Source organism: Pseudorhodoferax sp. Leaf265, assembly GCF_001422365.1.
Classification (GTDB): domain Bacteria; phylum Pseudomonadota; class Gammaproteobacteria; order Burkholderiales; family Burkholderiaceae_C; genus Pseudorhodoferax.
The window spans coordinates 112,438-130,543 of the sequence record NZ_LMMT01000015.1; the positions used below are offsets into that span (position 1 = coordinate 112,438).

The following is an 18,106-nucleotide window of genomic DNA, read 5'->3' on the forward strand; positions in this document are numbered from 1 at the left end:
GGATGCGGCGCGGCGCAGGCGCTGGCGGCGATGGGGCACCGGCCAGCGATGTCGATCTGCTGGTGGAGTTCGCACCCGGTCGGGCGCAGAGTGGCTTTGCGCTGGTCGACCTGGAGGACGAACCGTCCGTGGTGTTCGAAGGGCGCGCAGTGGTCCTGGCGTTCCGTCGGTGCTCGACAACCCGTTCCGGCGCCGCGCCATCGAGCCGGAACGCAAGCCCCTGTTCCAATGACGGCGGACCGGCTGCCGGCGCATCTGCACGACATGCGCGACGTCGTGCGCGAACTGCGGGGCCTGCCGGCCGGCCTGGATGTGCAGGATGTCCCGGCCAGACGCGTGCTGTGCCTGGCGGTTGGAAAAGCGCTGCATCAATCTCGGTGAGGCCGCGTTCCGCGTGGGCGACGGGGGCCTCGCCGCTGGCCGAGATCGGCACGCCCGGTCGCTGACCGGGTGGACCGGGTGCGCTCAGTCCGCAGCCGCTGCGCGCGCTTGCGCGATCCAGCCGTCGAAGGTCTTCTGGTGCGCCTTGATCCAGCCGTCGGTGTGGCGCGCGATGTCGGCGGCCTTGTTCTCGCCGTTGCGCATGCGCAGGTTCTGGGCGTTGATGTCGGCCACGGGCAGCTGCATCACCGACAACAGCTTGGCGGCGGCCGGGTTGGCGTCGGCGAAGGCCTTGTTGGCCACGATGTGCTGGGTGTTGGGGATGAAGCCGTAGTTCTGGCCGTTCGGCAGTTTGGTGTCGATGCCCTTCTGCGCGCCGGGCAGTGCCGAGAACGGCACCTGCAGCCAGACCACGTCGGCGCCGGGCTTGAGCACGCCGCTGACCCAGTAGGGCGTCCAGGTGTAGTACAGGATGGGCTTGCCTTCCTTGTGGCGCGTGATGGTGTCGGCCATCAGCGCGGCGTAGCTGCCCTGCACGTGCTGCACGGTGTTGGCGATGCCGTAGGCCTGCAGGTGGTGGTTGATGACGCCCTCGCAGCCCCAGCCCGGGTTGCAGCCGGTGAGGTTGGCCTTGCCATCACCGTCGGTGTCGAACAGCTGGGCGATGGCCGGGTCCTTGAGCTGGTCGATGCTGCGGATCTTGTGCGCCTCGGCAGTCTTCTTGTCGATCAGGTAGCCCTGCAGCGCATTGGTCGAGTAGGTGCCCTGGCGCCACAACTTGGCCTCGCCGCCGGCGTTCCTGTAGAAGTCGTCGTGCAGCGGGTTCCAGCTGGCGGCCATCAGCGTGGCGTCGCCGTTGGCAATGGCCACATAGGCGGTGGCGTACTCGATCTCGCGGATCGGCTGCACGTCGTAGCCCAGCCTGGCCAGCGCGCGGCTGACCAGCAGGGTCTGGAAGGTCTCTTCGGCGATCGAGCTTTGCAGCGGCTGCACCTTGATGCCCTTGCCGGGCAGGTCCTGGGCCATGGCCGTTGCAGAGGCGGCCAGCAGGCCGGCGGCGAACGCGATGCGGAGGGTCTGGAATGTCATGCGGATGCTCCTTTTTGCAGATTCAATGGATGCGCACGGCCAGGGCGGCGGTGGCTTCGGTGGTGCTGTCGTTCGTCTGGGTTGCGACGGGCGCGGGCTTGCGCTGCAGCGCGCGCGCGACCAGCCCGGCCGGGCCGGTCTGCCACCAGTGGCGCACCCCTTTGCCGTTCTCGCGGCGCGGCTGGCCCATGGCCTGGGTGATGCGGTCCAGCGTGATGGCCAAGAGCACGATGCCCAGGCCGCCCACGGTGGCCAGGCCCATGTCGAGCCGGCCGATGCCGCGCAGCACCATCTGGCCCAGGCCGCCCACGGCGATCATGGAGGCGATGACGACCATGGACAGCGACAGCATCAGCGCCTGGTTGATGCCGGCCATGATGGACGGCATGGCCAGCGGCAGCTGCACCTTGGTCAAGAGCTGCCAGGGCGAGGCGCCGTAGGCGCGGGCGGCTTCGATCAGGTCGGGCCGCACCTGGCGGATGCCCAGCGTGGTCAGGCGCACCAGCGGCGGCAGCGCGAACACGATGGTCACGATCACGCCCGGCACGTTGCCGATGCCGAACAGCATGACCACGGGCACCAGGTAGACGAAGGCCGGCGTGGTCTGCATGGCGTCCAGCACCGGGCGGGCGACGCGGTTGGCGCGGTCGCTCGAGGCCAGCAGGATGCCCAGCGGCAGGCCCAGCACCAGGCAGAAGGCCAGCGAGGTCAGCACCAGCGACAGCGTGACCATGGCCTCGGGCCAGATGCCCAGCATGGCCACGAGCAGCAGCGAGACGACGCCGCCGATGGCCACCGCGCGGCCCGCGAACTGCCAGGCCAAGAGGCCCAGCAGCGCGACCATGGCCAGGGTGGGCACGGACTGCAGCAGGCCTTCCACGCCGGACAGCGTGGCGTCGATGGGGCCGCGCACGGTCTGGAAGAAGGGGCGGAAGTGCTCGACCGCCCAGGCCAGGCCCTGGTTGATCCAGGACTCCACCGGCAGGCTGCCATCCCACAGCTGCGTGAGCGAGAAGCCGTCGGGCGTGGCGGGCACGGCGTCGGCGGCGGCGCCGAGCCAGTCGTCGCCCGCGGGGGCGGCATCGGTGCCGGTGGACCAGGCGTCGGTGCCGGCGGCAGCGGGCGCCGCGTCGGCGGCACCCCAGGGATCGGCGGCCGGTGCCGATTCCACGGCGGGCGCGGCGTCGGGTGCCGAGGTCGCCCAGGGATCGGTTGCGGCGGCGGGGTTGGCCTGTGCGAGGGTGGTGTTGTCGTTCATCGGTGGTTCCTCCTCGAAGGGGTCAATCGCTGTTCTTGTCCATGAAGCGCAGCAGCGTGGTCTTGCTGATCGCGCCGATGTAGCGGCCCTGGTCGTCGACCACGGGCAGCGGCCAGGGCGACTGCGCGACCTGACCGAACAACTCGTTCACGGGGTGGATGGCGGCCACGGTCTGCACGTTCGGCAGGAAGGCGCGCTGCAGGCCCAGCGTGCCTTCGTGGTCCTGGAGCGCGGCGCGCAGCGAGTCGGCCGAGACCATGCCCAACAAGCGCTGCTGCGGGTCGACCACGTAGGCGAACTCGCGGTCCTGGTCTTCCAGCAGCTTGAGCGCGGGGCGGGCGCCGCGCGTGGGGTTCTCGGACACCACGACCTGGCTGCGCCGCGCGATGTCGCCGGCCTTGAAGACCTTGGCCGCGTCCACGCCGCGCACGAAGCTGCGCACGTAGTCGTCGGCCGGGTTGCGCAGGATCTCTTCGGGTGTGCCGACCTGCACCACCTGGCCGTCCTTCATGATGGCGATGCGGTCGCCGATGCGCATGGCCTCGTCCAGGTCGTGCGAGATGAACACGATGGTGCGGCGCCTGACCTGCTGCAGCCGCAGCAGCTCGCTCTGCATGTCGGTGCGGATGATCGGGTCCAGGGCCGAGAAGGCCTCGTCCATGAGCAGGATGGACGGGTCGGACGCCAGCGCGCGCGCCAGGCCCACGCGCTGCTGCATGCCGCCCGAGAGTTCGTCGGGGTAGCTGTCGCCCCAGCCGGCCAGGCCCACCTGCGCCAGCGCGTCGTCGGCCGCTGCCAGGCGCTGGGCCTTGTCGGTGCCGGCCAGCTCCAGGCCGAAGGCGGTGTTGTCGCGCACGGTCATGTGCGGCATCAGTGCGAAGGACTGGAACACCATGCTGATGTCCTTGCGGCGCAGCGCGCGCAGCTGGCGGCTTCCGTGCTGGAAGATGTCCTCGCCATCGACCACGACGCGGCCGGCGCTGGGCTCGATCAGGCGGTTCAGCAGCCGCACCAGCGTGGACTTGCCCGAGCCCGACAGGCCCATGATCACGAAGATCTCGCCGGCCTGGATGTCGAAATGCGCGTCGAACACGCCGATGGACTGGCCGGTCTCGGCCAGGATCTCCTGCTTGCTCTTGCCTTGGCGCACGAGCGTCAGCGCTGCGTCGGGGTCGTCTCCGAACACCTTGAAGACGTGCTCGATCTGGATGTCTTTTGCCATTGCGGCGGGCCTCCTGGTTGGGGCTGGGCAATGGCCGCCTGGAGGGCGCAGGCGGCCGCGATCCGCAGCCGCACGGCAGGCACTGAAGACGACGAAGCAGGCCGCAACCAGCGCCCGTCACGCAAAGCGGAGCCGGTCAGCGGGCCTGGTCGAAGGGGCTGAACGGTGCGATGCGACGCGGCGTCGGGGTGGCTGGAGAACCAGCCGGTTGCCGGGCAAGCCCGGCAGGGGGATGTCTGGCGCCGCGACGGGAGGCAAGGTGCTCCGCGAGTAGCGCTCAGACCGTCAACATATCGTGTTGACTGTTAGAACAGGGCGCATTGTAACTTTTGGATCTAAGACATGTCAAGGCGTGAGGCATCGATGGCCAACGCCTGGCGCTGCGCACCGGCAATGAATTCTTAAAAAGCCTAAACATCGGCTCATCGCGGCCGTGCAGCATCGGGCCAGCAACTTCAAGGACCCTGCATGCCACGTTCCATCCCTCCAGCCGCACGACCCCTTCGACGTCCGCGCGTGCGCACCGCCCTGACCGGGGCCGCGCTGGCCGCCCTCGGCCTGGGCAGCGCCCTGGCGCAGACCTCCGCCAGCCCCGGCGCCGACAGTGGCGCGGCCACGCAGTGGGGGCTGGGCGTGGGCCTGGACTACCAGCGCCGGCCCTACCGGGATTTCGACGACAGGCTGCGCGTGCTGCCGCTGCTGATGTTCGAGAACCGCTACCTCAGCGTGCTGGGCACCCGTGCCGACCTCAAGCTGCCGTCGCAGGGGCTTTTCAGCTTCAGCCTGCGCGCGCGCTATGCACTGGACGGGTACGAGGCCGACGATTCCTCGTTCCTGGCCGGCATGGCGGAACGCAAGGACAGCCTGTGGCTGGGCGGTGCGGCCACCTGGCGGGCCGGCTTCGGCAACCTGTCGGCGGAGGTGCTGGGCGATGCCTCGGGCCACAGCCAGGGCGCGCAGTTCCGGCTGCAGCTGGACCGCCGCATGCGCGCTGGCGCTTTCGGCTTCACGCCGCGCATCGCCGCCCACTGGATGGACCGCAAGTACGTGGACTACTACTACGGCGTGCAGGCCGCCGAGGCGCGCACCGGCCGCGCCTTCCACCGGGGCGAGGACGCCGTGAACCTGGAGCTGGGCGTGCGCGTGGACTACGCGCTGACGCCCCGGCAAAGCATGTTCCTGGACCTGAGCGCGACCCGCCTGGGCAACGCCATCCAGGACAGCCCGCTGGTCGACCGCTCGGGCCTGGCGGGCGTGCGCGTCGGCTACCTGTACCGCTTCTGATGGCCCGGCCGCGAACACGCCTGGCGCCGCGCGTGCTGGCGTGGCTGGCGACGATGAGCGTGGCGGCCCTGGCCGCGGGCTGCGCCGTGCCGCGCAGCCCGGCGGCCATGGCACCGACCGGGCAGGACAGCTTCGCCACCTACGCCAGCGAGACGCGGGCGTGGATCGCGCAGCGGCGCGATTTCCAGACCGACAGCGTGGCCGACGAGCTGGCCTGGAACGCCCCGCGCGAGTGGCGCCCGGCCGCGCCCGCCACGCGCGGCATGCTGCTGGTGCACGGGCTGGGCGATTCGCCCTGGTCGTTCGCCGACATCGGCGCCGCGCTGGCGGCGCAGGGCTTCCTGGTGCGCACCGTGCTGCTGCCGGGCCATGGCACCCGGCCGGCGGACCTGGTCGGCGTGGACCTGGACGACTGGCGGCGTGTGCTGCGCGAGCAGGCGGCGATCCTGGCACGCGACGTGCCCCAGGTGTTCCTGGGCGGCTTTTCCACGGGCGCCAACCTGGCGCTCGAGTACGCGCTGGAGCACGACAGCGTGCAGGGCCTGCTGCTGTTCTCCCCGGCGCTGAAGTCCGGCGTGCCGGGCGACTGGCTGCTGCCCTGGGTGGCGCGCGTGACGCCCTGGCTGCGCGCGCCCGCGCCCGGCACGGCCCAGCAATCCGCGCTGCGCTACCTGAACGTGCCCACCCACGCGTTCGCGCAGTACTACCGCAGCAGCGTGGCGGTGCGGCACAAGATCGCGCGCACGCAGTTCGACAAGCCGGCCGTGCTGGTGCTGGCGGAGCACGATTCGGTGGTCGATGTGGAGCACGCCATGCAGACCTTCGCCGCGCGCTTCACGCACCCGGGCAGCCGGCTGATCTACTACGGCGCGCTGGCGCCGCAGGCCACGCCTGGGCGCGTGCTGGTGCGTACGGACCGGCTGGCCGCGCAGCGCATCAGCCAGTTCTCACACATGGGGGTGCTGTTCGCGCCGGACAACCCGCTGTACGGCGTGCAGGGCACGCAGCGCATCTGCTGGAACGGCCAGGGCCACATCGAACGGGCACGCTGCCTGGCGGGCGATCCCGTGTGGTACTCCGAGTGGGGTTACCGCGAGAGCGACAAGGTGCATGCGCGGCTGACCTACAACCCCTGGTTCGACTGGCAGAGCGGCGTCATCGCCGGCGTGATGGGCGGCGTGGACTGAGCCGCAACCAGCGCGCCCTGGGCGTGGCCAGGCGCGCCCGCAGCCGCCACCGGGAACAGCACGCGCACGCCGAAGCCGCGGCCATCCAGCCCGGGGCCGGTCTCGATGCGGGCGCCGTGCAGCTGCGCGATGCCGGCCACCAGCGACAGGCCGATGCCGCTGCCGCGCGCACGGTTGCCCGCCACCCGGTGGAAGCGCTGGAAGATGGCCTGGTGTTCGTCGGGCGGCACGCCCGGTCCGTCGTCCGCCACCTCCAGCAGCACCTGTGCGCGGCCCTGCACCGCCACCTGCGCACAGTGGATCCGCACGCGGCCGCCGGGGCCCGTGTAGCGCAGCGCGTTGTCGAGCAGGTTGCGCAGCAGGATGCCGATCTCGTCCACATCGCAGTCGATGGTGCAGGACGCGGTCGCCAGCACGATGCTGCGTTGCTGCTGCAGCGCCTGCATGTCGAACTCGCGCACCACGTGCAGCACCAGCTCGCTGAGGTCGGCCCGCGACTGGTGCGCGGCGTGCTGGCCGGCATCGAGCTTGGCCAGGTCCAGCAGCTGTTCCGACAGCCGGGTGCTGCGCTGGGCCACGGCCAGCAGCTTGACCAGCGCGGCGTCCTTGTCGGCGCTGGAACGCGCCTGCAGCGCCACCTGGGCCTGCGCCTGCAGTGCCGCCAGCGGGGTGCGCAGCTCGTGCGCGGCGTCGCCGATGAAGCGGCGCTCGCCTTCGACGGCTTCGTCCAGTTGCCGCAGCACGTGGTTGAACGCATCGACCAGCGGATGCAGCTCGGTCGGCAGCGGCGCCGCGGGCAAGGGCGTGAGGTCGAAGTGGTGCCGACGGCGCAGCCCGGCCTGCAAGGCCACCACCGGCGCCAGCGCGCGGCGCACCGCCCACCAGATGCCCGCGCCGACCATCGCCAGCAGCAGCGTGGCCAGGGCCAGCGCAACGAACGCGCTGCGGCGCAACTGGGCATCGATCACGCTGTGCAGGTTGCCGACCTGCACGTGCACCTTGCCCGTGCTGTCGGACACGGAATACACGCGCCAGCGCTGGCCCCCGACCTCGGGGCTGCCGAAGCCATCGGCGAAGTCGGCCTTGAGCGGCGTGGCCGGCGACTGCGGGGTGCGCACCAGCAGGCGCGACCGGTCCACCCAGACCTGGAAGGCCAGCGTCTCGCCGTCGGCCCGCTCGGCGCCGCGCAACTGCAGGGCCGGCGTCTCTTCCTTGGGCAAGGTCGCCTTGGTGGGGATGGTGATCAGCATCCTGGTGGCGATCGCCCGCAGCTTGTCGTCCCAGACGCTGCTGTTGCTGTGCGACAGGTACATGGCCAGCACCGTCAGTGCGCCCGCCCAGCACAGGAAGATGGTGATGCCCACCACCAGCAGCAGGCGGCCCTGCAGCGACTTCATGCGTCCGGCTCCCCGACCATGTAGCCGCGCCCGTGCACGGTGGTGATGAAGCCATCGCCCAGCTTGCGGCGCAGCTGGTGGATGAAGACGGCGATGGTGTTGCTCTCCACCGTGCTGGCGGTGCCGTACACCACGTCCTGCAGGTGGTCGCGCGTGAGCACGTGCCCCGGCCGCTCCAGCAGCGCCAGCAGGGTGCGGTACTCGTGCGCGCTCAGCGGCACGCCCACGCCGTCGCGCGTGACGACGCGCTTGCTGCGGTCCAGCCGCACGCTGCCGTGCTGGAAGACCGGGACCACGCGCCCTTCGCTGCGCCGGACCACGGCGCGCACCCGCGCCCACAGCTCGTCGAACTGGAACGGCTTGACCAGGTAGTCGTCGGCCCCGGCGTCCAGGCCCTGGATGCGTTCGCTGAGCTGGCCGCGGGCCGTCAGCATGAGCACGGGCGTCGGGTCGTAGCGGCCACGCAGGGCCTTGAGCACGGTGAGCCCCGAGTCGCCCGGCAGCCCGATGTCCAGCAGCACCGCGGAATAGGCATGGTCCACCAGGGCCAGGCGCGCGGCCGTGGCGTCGCCCACGTGGTCCATGGCCCAGGCGATCTGGCGTGCGCCATCCAGAATGGCCTCCGCCAGCATGGGATCGTCCTCAACCAGCAGCAGATGCATGCCCCGCAGTATGCCCAGCGGGTTTTAGCATTCCGTTAAGACCGCCCGGCGGTGGGCGGCCCCAGGTTCAGTGCTTGCCGTTGGCGGTCGACGACATCAGCTTGTCGGTGTAGGCGATGGCCATGGCCGACAGCAGGAAGGCGACGTGGATCACGGTCTGCGCGACCAGCACCTTCTCGCTGTAGTTGTCGGCGTTGATGAAGGTCTTGAGCAGGTGGATGGAGCTGATGCCGATGATGGACATCGCCAGCTTGACCTTGAGCACCGAGGCGTTGACGTGGCTCAGCCACTCGGGCTGGTCCTCGTGGCCTTCCAGGTTCATGCGGCTCACGAAGGTCTCGTAGCCGCCCACGATGACCATGATCAGCAGGTTGGAGATCATGACCACGTCGATCAGCGCCAGCACCACCAGCATGATCACGGTCTCGTTGAGCGTGGTGATGGGGGCGTCGGTCTTGTAGCCGATGCTGTTGATGAGGGCCTGCAGCGCCGTCTGGCTGCCGAACGCGGCCTCGACCAGGTGCGTGAGTTCCACCAGGAAATGCACGACGTAGACGGCCTGCGCCACGATCAGGCCCAGGTACAGGGGCAGCTGCAGCCAGCGGCTGGCGAAGATCAGCTTGGGCAGCGGGCGCATCGGAGAGGTCTTGGCGGGCTGCAGAGGGTCGGACATGGGCGTGAAGGGTGGTGGGGGCGCCGGATTGTAGGGGCGTGCTGCGGCGCAGCAAACAGGCCTTCGCAACAACGGCATGTCCACCGGATGGGCCGCCGTCCGCGGCAGCGGGGCGCCCTGTGCTTCAGTTCCTGGGCAGGGCGTAGGCGATGATGGAATCGCCGGGCGTCGTGCCGAGCGACCCATGCCCCCCGGCCACCACCAGCAGGAACTGCCGGCCGTCGGCCGCGGTGTAGGTCATCGGCGTGGCCTGGCCGCCTGCTGGCAGCCGGCTCTCCCAGAGCTGTTCTCCGCTGGTCACGTCGTAGGCACGCACGTAGTTGTCGAGCGTGCCCGACAGGAAGGCCACACCACCGGCGGTGACGATGGGGCCGCCCAGGTTGGGCACGCCCATGCGCAGCGGCAGCGGGATCGGCGAGAGGTCGCGCACCGTGCCGTTGCGGTGCTGCCAGACGATCTTGCCGGTGGTCAGGTCGGCTCCGGCCACGTAACCCCAGGGCGGCGCCACGCAGGGCACGCCGAGCGGCGAGAGGAAGGGGCCGAGCCGGACGGCGAACGGCGCGCCGAAGTTCTCGTTGAGGGCGGGCAGGGCGCCGGTGGGCGGCCCGTCTTCCTGCACCATCAGCGCGGTGTCGTTCGGCCGCGGCACCAGCGTGGAGACGAAGGGCAGGTAGGTCGGCGTGGTGAAGGCGATCTGCCGGCGCGGGTCGACCGCCACGCCGCCCCAATTGAACACGCCGAAGTTGCCGGGGTGGATCAACGAGCCCTGGGTGGACGGCGGCGTGAAGCGGCCTTCGTAGCGCAGGCGCTTGAACGCGATGCGGCAGGCGAGCTGGTCGAACATGCTCACGCCCCACATGCTGCGCTCGCGCAGCACCGGCGGGTCGAAGGAGATGGCAGCCCGCGGCTGCGTGGCGGCGGTGCGGTCGCCCTGCGCCGCGCCCTGCGGTGCGGGAGCCTCTTCCTGCGGGCGAAGGGGCACGCCGGTGCGCCGGTCGAGCACGAACAGTTCGCCCTGCTTGGTCGGCTGCACCAGTGCGGGGATGGTCTGGCCGTCGATGCGCAGGTCGACCAGGGAGGGCTGGGACGGCACGTCGTAGTCCCACAGGTCGTGGTGCACGGTCTGGTAGACCCACCGTACCTGGCCGGAGGCGAGGTCCAGCGCCACCACCGACGACGAATACTTCTCGACCGCTTCGCTGCGGTTGCCACCCCACTGGTCGGGCGGCTGGTTGCCCATGGGCACGTAGACCATGCCCAGCGCTTCGTCCACGCTGGAGATCGACCAGCTGTTCGGCGAGTTGACCGTGTAGCGGGCCTCCGGCGCGATGGGGGCGGTGGCATCGGGGTTGCCGGAATCCCAGTTCCAGACCAGGGCGCCGGTGTCGATGTCGAAGGCGCGGATCACACCGGACTGCTCTGCGGTGGAGACGTTGTCGAGCACGGTGCCGCCGACGATGACGAGCCGCGCCGTCACGACCACCGGCGAGGTCGCGTAGTAGGCCCCCGGACGGCGGTTCGGCATGTGGGCCCACAGGTCGATTTCCCCCTTGCCGCCACCGAAGGCGGCGCAGGGGGCGCCGCGCTCGGGATCGAGTGCGATCAGGCGCCCGTCGGCCGTGGGCATGAACAGCTTGCCGTGGGGGCAGGACGCAGCCATGGCGTCGAGCGTGGCGCCGGCCTGCGGGACGGGTGCGGAAGGCGCGGCACCGGCGGGCGCGTCGGCGGCCCCGGCGGTTGCGGCGGTGGGCTGTGGGGTGGCGGGCGGCTGGTACGACAGCCCCCGGCAGGTCAGGTGCTGCAACGCGAGGTCGCGGCCGACCTTGGGGTCGTGGCGCCAGATCTCCTGTCCCGTGGTGGCATCCAGCGCCATCACGGTCTGGTGCGGGTTGCACAGGTACAGGCGGTTGCCGATCTTCAGCGGCGTCACCTGGTAGGTGGTTTCCACGGGGTCGCCCGGCTGGCCGCGCAGGTCGCCGGTGTGGACGTGCCAGGCGACCTGCAGATCCTTGACGTTGGCGGGCGTGATGTCGGCCAGCGGCGAATAGCGCTGGCCGAACCCGGTGCGGCCATAGGCATGCCACTCGCCCGCGGGCACGCCGCGCACGGCGGCGCCCTGGTCGACGAGGGCGCCCTGCGATGGCGGCAGTGCGCCCTGCAGCGAGTGCACGTCGCGTACCCAGGTGAGCGCCGACAACACGGCGAAGCACGCCATCGCCACGCCGAGGACCAGGCCGCTGCCCCGGCGCCACGAAGGGGTGCGGGGCGTGCGCAAAGGGCGGCCGAGCGGCGCTGGCGCTGGCGCTGGCTGCAGCCCGCCGCCGTGGTCGAGCCGGCGCAGCGTCCAGGGCAGCAACATCAGCAGGCCCAGAATGAACAGCACGCCCATGCGGGCGGCCAGGGGCCACCAGTCCAGCCCGGACTCCCAGACGGCCCAGCACAGTGAACCCGCGAAGAGCAACGCGAACGCCCACAGGGCCGACGGCGCGCGCCGGTGCACCAGCGACCCGGTGAGCACGAGCAGCAGGCCGGCCACGGCGTAGTAGATGCTGCCGCCCAGGACGATGAGCCAGGCGCCGCCGCCCAGCAGGAAGAGACCAGGGAGCGCCAGCAGCAGGCCGAGGATCGTGGTGTACAGGCTGCGCGGCTTGTTCTGCATCGTCTGGCTTTCCGAAACGCTCCATGCTGGGGGAAGGGGATGGCCGTCGGTGTAGGCGGGCATGCCCAATCGGCCGAAGGCGATTTCCGGGGCGGTCCACCGGGCCCATGGCTTGGGTGAAGATCGGGGGCGTGCGCCGGCTGTGCGTGTCAGTCGCCTGTAAGAGCCAGGCCGGACATTCCCCGCCATTTCCCGCGTGCCACCACAGGAGACAAACCATGAGCACTTCCCCGACCTCGTCGGCCATCGAATCCGTGCTGGTCGAGAACCGCGTGTTCGACCCACCCGCCGCCGCCGTGCAGGGCGCCCGCATCGCCGGCATGGCGGCGTACCAAGCCCTGTGCGATGAAGCGGAGCGCGATCCGCAGGCCTTCTGGGCCCGGCTGGCGCGCGAGAACCTGGCCTGGACCAAGCCATTCACGCGCGTGCTCGACGAGTCCAAGGCCCCGTTCTACCGCTGGTTCGACGACGGCCAGCTCAACGTCTCTGCCAACTGCCTGGACCGGCACATGGGCACGCCCGTGGAAGGCAAGACGGCCATCGTGTTCGAGGCGGACGACGGCACGGTCACGCGTGTGACGTACAAGCAGCTGCTGGCCCGCGTGGCGCAGTTCGCCAATGCGCTCAAGGCCCAGGGCATCGCCAAGGGCGACCGGGTGGTGGTCTACATGCCCATGGGCGTCGAGGGCATCGTGGCCATGCAGGCCTGCGCGCGCATCGGTGCCACGCACTCCGTGGTGTTCGGCGGCTTCTCGGCCAAGGCGTTGCAGGAGCGCATCATCGACGCGGGCGCGGTGGCCGTGGTCACGGCCAACTACCAGTTGCGCGGCGGCAAGGAGCTGCCGCTCAAGTCCATCGTCGACGATGCGCTGGCCCTGGGCGGCTGCGACACTGTGAGGACCGTGCTGGTCTACGAGCGCACGCCCACGGCCTGGAACAAGGTCGAGGGGCGCGACAAGACCTTCGCCGAAGCGCTGGCCGGGCGGGGCACGGAGTGCGCGCCGGTGCCTGTGGATGCCGAGCACCCGCTGTTCATCCTCTACACCTCGGGCTCCACGGGCAAGCCCAAGGGCGTGCAGCATGCCAGCGCGGGCTACCTGCTGTGGGCCCGGCTGACCATGGACTGGACCTTCGACCTGCGGCCGGACGATGTGTTCTGGTGCACGGCCGACATCGGCTGGATCACCGGCCACAGCTACGTGGCCTACGGGCCGCTGGCGGCCGGCGCCACGCAGCTGGTGTTCGAGGGCATTCCGACCTTCCCGCATGCCGGCCGCTTCTGGCAGATGATCGAGAAGCACCAGGTCTCGATCTTCTACACCGCGCCCACGGCGATCCGCTCGCTGATCAAGGCGGCCGACACGGATGCCAAGGTGCATCCGAAGAACTGGAACCTGCAGAGCCTGCGCATCCTGGGTTCGGTCGGCGAGCCGATCAACCCCGAGGCCTGGATGTGGTACCACCGGAACGTGGGCGGCGAGCGCTGCCCCATCGTCGACACCTTCTGGCAGACCGAGACCGGCGGCCACGTGATCACGCCGCTGCCGGGCGCCACGCCGCTGGTGCCGGGCTCGTGCACGCTGCCGCTGCCCGGCATCGCCGCGGCCATCGTCGACGAGACCGGCAAGGACATTGCCAATGGTTCGGGCGGCATGCTGGTCATCAAGCGGCCCTGGCCCTCGATGATCCGCACGATCTGGGGCGACCCCGAGCGCTTCAAGAAGGCCTATTTCCCCGAGGAAATGGGCGGCACCATCTACCTGGCCGGCGACGGCGCGGTGCGGTCCGCCGACCGCGGCTACTTCCGCATCACCGGCCGCATCGACGATGTGCTCAACGTCTCGGGCCACCGCCTCGGAACCATGGAGATCGAATCGGCACTGGTGTCCAAGACCGACCTCGTGGCCGAGGCTGCGGTCGTGGGCCGGCCCGACGACGTGACGGGCGAGGCCGTTTGCGCCTTCGTGGTCTTGAAGCGCTCGCGGCCCACGGGCGAGGAGGCCAAGGCCATTGCCGCGGAGCTGCGCAACTGGGTGGCCAAGGAGATCGGCCCCATCGCCAAGCCGAAAGACATCCGCTTCGGCGACAACCTGCCCAAGACGCGCAGCGGCAAGATCATGCGGCGGCTGCTGCGCTCGATCGCCAAGGGCGAGGCGATCACGCAGGACACCTCGACGCTGGAAAACCCCGCAATCCTGGAGCAGTTGGGCCTGGCCTATTGAATCAGGCGCGCTCGGGGATCGGCCCGTCCAGTTCGTTGGCGCGCGCCGCGGCCGGACGGCCGCGGTGCAGCTCGACGAAGCGCGTGAACGCGGGCAGGGCCGGCAGCAGCTGGAACTGCAGGTACCAGCCGATGTAGGCCGAGACCAGCAGGTCGGCGGCCGTGAAGCTGTCGCCCGCCAGGTGGTCGCGGCCCTCCACGGCGCCGGCCAGCGTCTGCACCAGGTCCTCCTCGGTGCCGAAGCCGGCCATGCCCGGATCGGGCAGCTTGCTGCCCGTGGACTTGGCCACCATCAACTGCTCCAGCGGTCCCATGAAGCTGATCCAGCGGTAGTAGGGGCCGCGCGCCGGGCTGCCCACGGACGGCGCCAGCTTCTTCTCGGGCACCAGGTCGGCCAGGTACATGCAGATCGCGGCGTTCTCGGTCACGACCGTGTCGCCGTGCCGGATCGCGGGCACCTTGCCCATGGGGTTGATGGCGCGGTAGGCGGGCGCCTTCATGCTGGTGCCGTACTCCAGGATCTCGGTCTGGTAGGGCAGGCCGGTTTCCTCGAGCATCCAGCGCGCCACACGGGCACGCGACATGGGGTTGGTGTAGAAGGTCAGTGCTGCGCTCATGGTGCGGTCCTTTCGTCGTGTTGCTGAGAGTGCGGCACCAGTGTCACGGGGGCGGGTGTCAGCTTCTGTCAGCAGTGTGCGCATGCCGTGCATGGCCCATGTGCACGCTCCAACGGCGGATCAGCAGGTGGCGGCGTTCGGGGTAGCGCTCGCCCGTGTCGGTCAGGTCCAGCACGCGGTCGGCGCGGAAATGCCGGAAGTCCTGACGCAGTTCGCACCAGGCCGCCATCAGCCGCGCGTGGTCGAAGAAGGCCACGGCGAAGGGCCACACGCGCCGCCGCGTGGTCTGGCCAGCCTCGTCCAGGTAGTCCAGCCATACGGCGTGCTCGGCCCGCACGGCCTGGCGCAGCGCCGGCAACCAGGGGGCCGTGGGGCGCGGGTCCGCGCGCGGCGGCACGAACAGGCCGCTGGTCTCCACCGCCATGCGCAGCGCCTCGGGCAGCGTGGCGCCGATGCGGTTCATCACGCCCTGGGCGGCGCATGCCAGCGCCGGGTCGGCGGACTGGCTGGCGACCCACCGCGCGCCCAGCGCCAGGGCCTCCAGTTCCTCCTCGCTGAACATCAGCGGCGGCAGCGTGAAGCCAGGCCGCAGCACATAGCCCACGCCGGGGTCGCCGTCGATGCGCGCGCCCTGTTCGCGCAGGGTGGCGACATCGCGGTACAGCGTGCGCAGGCTGATGCCGGCCTGCGCCGCCAGTTGCGGGCCAGGCAGCGGGCGGCGCTGCGCGCGCAGGAGTTCCAGCAGGTTCAGCAGGCGGGCGGCTCTCGACATGGCTGCAGTGTAGGCAGGCGTGCGTCGGTTGAACGCCCACAAAAAAGCCCGCTGCGAGGCGGGCTGGTGTCGGAGCCGGGGCGCTCAGTTCAGGCCCATCACCCAGGCGGCCAGCTTCTTGGCGTCGGCCTCGTTGACCTGCGGGTTCGCGGGCATGGGCACCGGGCCCCAGACGCCCGAGCCGCCCTTCTGGATCTTGACGGCCAGCTTGTCGACGGCAGTGCCGTCGCCCTTGTACTTGGCGGCAATGTCCTTGTAGGCCGGGCCGACCAGCTTCTTGTCGACGGAGTGGCAGGCCATGCAGTTCTTGGACTTGGCCAGCGCCTCGTCGGCCCAGCTCGGCAGGGCCAGCACACCGCCTGCGAGCAGCACGGCGCCGAGCAACACTTGTTTCATCGTTCTTCCTCGTGGGGGTTGGGGTACAGTCTTTCGACCCATTCTAGAGAGCAGGGTTCCCTGGCTCCGGGAAACACGCCCAAGGAGGCCGTCATGTATCTGCTGGGTTTGGGCCTGGTGCTGCTGCTGCTCAAGTGGGCAGAGTTCGGGCCTGTCGCCGGCTGGGCCTGGTGGGTGGTGCTGGCGCCGTTCGGGCTGGCCATCCTGTGGTGGGCCTGGGCCGATGCCTCGGGCTACACCAAGCGCAAGGCCATGGAGCGCGAGGCGGCGCGCAAGGCCGCCCGCATCGACCGCCAGCGCGATGCCCTGGGCTTGAACACCAGGAAGCGGCGCTGAGGCCCTCGGCCTTCCGAATCACCGCCCGCCACCGGCAAGGCACAGAGGCTGCACGCACGCAGAGGTTCAGAAGGCCGCGGAGCAGGCCATGCCAGCGGACGCTTTGGCCCGGACTCTGCCGGGCCGCTGGCGGCGCCCCTGGGGTGTAGAGGACTTCTACACGAAGTGAGAAGTCCAAACGGGGGAGACTTCAATAGTCGTCCAGCACAGCGCCCTTGCTGGCCGTGCTCGCGTTGAACGCGAACTTGGCCTGCACGCCGCGCGTGTAGCGCGGCTTGGGCGCCGTCCAGCCTGCGCGGCGCCTGGCGATCTCGGCCTCGGGCACGTTGAGTTCCAGCACCAGCTTGTGCGCGTCGATGGTGATGGAGTCGCCTTCGTTGACGAACGCAATCGTGCCGCCGGCCGCCGCTTCTGGCGCCACGTGGCCCACCACCATGCCCCAGGTGCCGCCGGAGAAGCGGCCGTCGGTGATCAGGCCGACGCTCTCGCCCAGCCCTGCGCCGATCAGCGCGCCCGTGGGCGCCAGCATCTCGGGCATGCCGGGGCCGCCCTTGGGGCCCAGGTAGCGCAGCACCATCACGTCGCCGGCCTTGATCTTGCCGTCCAGGATGGCCTTGAGCGCCGACTGCTCGTCGTCGAACACGCGGGCCGGGCCGGTGATGACGGGGTTCTTCAGGCCGGTGATCTTGGCCACCGCGCCCTCGGGCGAGAGGTTGCCCTTGAGGATGGCCAGGTGGCCTTCGTCGTACATGGGGTTGCTGATCGGGCGGATCACGTCCTGGTCGGCGCGTAGCGGGGGCACGTCGGCCAGCGTCTCGGCAATCGTCTTGCCGGTGATGGTCATGCAGTCGCCGTGCAGCAGGCCGGCATCGAGCAGCACCTTCATGACCTGCGGGATGCCGCCGGCCTGGTGCAGGTCCACGGCCAGGTACTTGCCGCTGGGCTTGAGGTCGCAGATCACCGGCACCTTCTTGCGCATGCGCTCGAAGTCGTCGATGGTCCATTCCACGCCGGCCGTGTGGGCGATCGCCAGGAAGTGCAGCACGGCGTTGGTCGAGCCGCCCGTGGCCATGATCACGGCCACGGCGTTCTCGATGGCCTTCTTGGTCACGATGTCGCGCGGCTTCAGGTCCTTCTTGATGGCCTCGATCAGCACCCTGGCCGATTCCTTGGCCGAGTTCTCTTTCTCGTCGTGCGGATTCGCCATGGTGGACGAGTAGGGCAGGCTCATGCCCAGCGCCTCGAAGGCCGACGACATGGTGTTGGCCGTGTACATGCCGCCACAGGAACCCGTGCCCGGGATGGCGCGGCGCTCGATCTCGGTCAGGTCTTCGTCGCTCAGGTTGCCGGCGGCGTTCTGGCCCACGGCCTCGAACACGCTGACGATGTTCAGGTCCTGGCCCTTGTAGCGGCCCGGCAGGATGGTGCCGCCGTAGACGTAGATGGCGGGCACGTTGGCGCGCAGCATGCCCATCATGCCGCCGGGCATGTTCTTGTCGCAGCCACCGACCACCAGCACGCCGTCCATCCACTGGCCGCCCACGCAGGTCTCGATGCAGTCGCTGATGACTTCGCGGCTGACGAGCGAGTACTTCATGCCCTCGGTGCCCATGGCCATGCCGTCGGAGATCGTGGGCGTGCCGAAGACCTGGGCGTTGCCGCCGGCTTCCTCGATGCCGGCGATCGCCGCGTCGGCCAGCTTCTGCAGGCCGGAGTTGCAGGGCGTGATGGTGCTGTGGCCGTTGGCCACGCCGACCATGGGCTTCTTGAAGTCGCCCTCTTCGTAGCCCATGGCGTAGAACATCGAGCGGTTGGGGGCGCGCGACTTGCCTTCGACGATGTTGGCCGAACGGCGGTTGATCTGGATGGTCTTGGTTTCCATCGTGTCTCTCTCGTGGGTGGATCGGGGGAGCGCCGAGTATGCCAACGATGCCTGATTGGTTCCAATCGCT

General features: G+C 70.0%; 16 protein-coding genes. 5 read left to right on the forward strand and 11 right to left on the reverse strand.

Features of this window, described 5'->3' with window-relative positions:
* The first annotated feature begins 228 nt into the window (after nt 1–228).
* Nucleotides 229–381: a hypothetical protein gene (locus ASF45_RS35370; RefSeq protein ID WP_156473038.1), complete on the forward strand. Its 153-nt coding sequence runs from the start codon at nt 229–231 to the stop codon at nt 379–381.
* 84 nt (nt 382–465) lie between these two features.
* Here ASF45_RS35370 and proX read toward each other — a convergent pair whose 3' ends face one another.
* The 3 genes from proX to proV are packed head-to-tail and all read right to left on the reverse strand — an operon-like array spanning nt 466 to nt 3,950.
* Entirely contained in the window at nt 466–1,470 is a 1,005-nt protein-coding gene (proX, locus tag ASF45_RS15960) for a glycine betaine/L-proline ABC transporter substrate-binding protein ProX (RefSeq protein ID WP_056664376.1), read from the reverse strand.
* Nucleotides 1,471–1,492: 22 nt separating this feature from the next.
* Complete coding sequence (gene proW, locus ASF45_RS15965; protein WP_056664379.1) at nt 1,493–2,728, reverse strand: glycine betaine/L-proline ABC transporter permease ProW; 1,236 nt, start codon at nt 2,726–2,728, stop codon at nt 1,493–1,495.
* A gap of 22 nt (nt 2,729–2,750) precedes the next feature.
* Nucleotides 2,751–3,950 carry a glycine betaine/L-proline ABC transporter ATP-binding protein ProV gene (proV, locus tag ASF45_RS15970; RefSeq protein ID WP_056664382.1) on the reverse strand — a complete coding sequence of 400 codons (1,200 nt, stop codon included), beginning with the start codon at nt 3,948–3,950 and terminating at the stop codon, nt 2,751–2,753.
* 468 nt (nt 3,951–4,418) lie between these two features.
* Here proV and ASF45_RS15975 point away from each other — a divergent pair, with 468 nt between their 5' ends.
* Both ASF45_RS15975 and ASF45_RS15980 read left to right on the forward strand, forming a co-directional pair.
* Complete coding sequence (locus ASF45_RS15975; protein WP_082551057.1) at nt 4,419–5,234, forward strand: MipA/OmpV family protein; 816 nt, start codon at nt 4,419–4,421, stop codon at nt 5,232–5,234.
* Entirely contained in the window at nt 5,234–6,421 is a 1,188-nt protein-coding gene (locus tag ASF45_RS15980) for a carboxylesterase (protein ID WP_082551058.1), read from the forward strand. Before ASF45_RS15975 ends, ASF45_RS15980 begins: the two co-directional genes overlap by 1 nt.
* On the opposite strand, the gene ASF45_RS15985 is transcribed toward ASF45_RS15980, so the two are convergent.
* From ASF45_RS15985 to ASF45_RS16000, 4 genes are all read right to left on the reverse strand, one after another.
* The gene (locus ASF45_RS15985; protein WP_063887693.1) at nt 6,358–7,818 is read right to left on the reverse strand and encodes a sensor histidine kinase KdpD; all 1,461 of its coding nucleotides are present in this window, start codon (nt 7,816–7,818) and stop codon (nt 6,358–6,360) included. The two genes, ASF45_RS15980 and ASF45_RS15985, sit on opposite strands and share 64 nt — an antisense overlap.
* Entirely contained in the window at nt 7,815–8,480 is a 666-nt protein-coding gene (locus ASF45_RS15990) for a response regulator transcription factor (RefSeq protein ID WP_056664385.1), read from the reverse strand. Before ASF45_RS15990 ends, ASF45_RS15985 begins: the two co-directional genes overlap by 4 nt.
* 67 nt (nt 8,481–8,547) lie before the next feature.
* Entirely contained in the window at nt 8,548–9,153 is a 606-nt protein-coding gene (locus ASF45_RS15995; RefSeq protein ID WP_056664388.1) for a TIGR00645 family protein, read from the reverse strand.
* Between the two features lie 124 nt (nt 9,154–9,277).
* Entirely contained in the window at nt 9,278–11,812 is a 2,535-nt protein-coding gene (locus ASF45_RS16000; RefSeq protein ID WP_056664391.1) for a membrane-bound PQQ-dependent dehydrogenase, glucose/quinate/shikimate family, read from the reverse strand.
* A 218-nt stretch (nt 11,813–12,030) separates the two neighbouring features.
* On the opposite strand from ASF45_RS16000, the gene acs reads away from it, so the two are divergent.
* Complete coding sequence (gene acs, locus ASF45_RS16005) at nt 12,031–14,034, forward strand: acetate--CoA ligase (protein ID WP_056664394.1); 2,004 nt, start codon at nt 12,031–12,033, stop codon at nt 14,032–14,034.
* 1 nt (nt 14,035) lies between these two features.
* On the opposite strand, the gene ASF45_RS16010 is transcribed toward acs, so the two are convergent.
* From ASF45_RS16010 to ASF45_RS16020, 3 genes are all read right to left on the reverse strand, one after another.
* Complete coding sequence (locus ASF45_RS16010) at nt 14,036–14,650, reverse strand: glutathione S-transferase family protein (protein ID WP_056664396.1); 615 nt, start codon at nt 14,648–14,650, stop codon at nt 14,036–14,038.
* Nucleotides 14,651–14,708: 58 nt separating this feature from the next.
* The gene (locus tag ASF45_RS16015) at nt 14,709–15,422 is read right to left on the reverse strand and encodes a YafY family protein (protein WP_056664398.1); all 714 of its coding nucleotides are present in this window, start codon (nt 15,420–15,422) and stop codon (nt 14,709–14,711) included.
* An 84-nt stretch (nt 15,423–15,506) separates the two neighbouring features.
* Complete coding sequence (locus ASF45_RS16020; protein ID WP_056664400.1) at nt 15,507–15,818, reverse strand: c-type cytochrome; 312 nt, start codon at nt 15,816–15,818, stop codon at nt 15,507–15,509.
* Between the two features lie 93 nt (nt 15,819–15,911).
* Between ASF45_RS16020 and ASF45_RS16025 the strand changes: the two genes are divergently transcribed.
* Nucleotides 15,912–16,154, forward strand: a complete 243-nt coding sequence (locus ASF45_RS16025; RefSeq protein WP_056664403.1) for a TIGR04438 family Trp-rich protein — start codon at nt 15,912–15,914, stop codon at nt 16,152–16,154.
* A 190-nt stretch (nt 16,155–16,344) separates the two neighbouring features.
* On the opposite strand, the gene ilvD is transcribed toward ASF45_RS16025, so the two are convergent.
* Nucleotides 16,345–18,036, reverse strand: a complete 1,692-nt coding sequence (gene ilvD / locus ASF45_RS16030) for a dihydroxy-acid dehydratase (RefSeq protein WP_056664406.1) — start codon at nt 18,034–18,036, stop codon at nt 16,345–16,347.
* Between the last annotated feature and the right edge of the window lie 70 nt (nt 18,037–18,106).